General features: G+C 64.0%; 1 protein-coding gene. It reads left to right on the top strand.

From position 1 onward, the window contains the following. A partial coding sequence (locus tag ACI3KS_RS19640) for an integrase core domain-containing protein (RefSeq protein ID WP_404920221.1) occupies nt 1-578 on the top strand: 578 nt, incomplete at both ends.

Below are 578 nucleotides of genomic sequence, written 5' to 3' on the forward strand. Positions count from 1 at the left end.
CCACGTCGACGTAACCAAGTTCGGCAACATCCCCGATGGCGGCGGGCACAAGTTCCTCACCCGCCAGCAGAGCAAGATCAACGCGCGCACGCAGGCGCAGAAGACCGGCCAGCGAGGCCGTGAATACCGCCCACTCATCGGCACCGCGTTTCTGCACACCGTGATCGATGATCACTCCCGCGTCGCCTACGCAGAGATCTGCTCTGACGAGAAGGCAGCCACCGCGATCGGTGTCCTACGCCGCGCGGTCGCTTGGTTCGCCGAGCGCGGCGTCACCGTCGAGCGCGTGCTCTCTGACAACGGATCCGCCTACCGCTCACACGTTTGGGCCGACGCCTGCGCAGAGCTCAGCATCCGCCACAAACGAACCCGCCCCTACCGTCCGCAAACGAACGGAAAGATCGAGCGATTCCACCGCACCCTCGCCGACGGCTGGGCATACGCACGCTTCTACGAATCAGAGACCGAACGGCGAGCAGCACTACCCGCCTGGATGCACTTCTACAATCATCACAGGCGCCACTCCGCCATCGGAGCCCCACCCATCAGCAGGCTCAACAACCTGCCTGGACATCACA

Source organism: Microbacterium sp. ZW T5_45 (genome assembly GCF_044987415.1).
Lineage (GTDB): Bacteria > Actinomycetota > Actinomycetes > Actinomycetales > Microbacteriaceae > Microbacterium.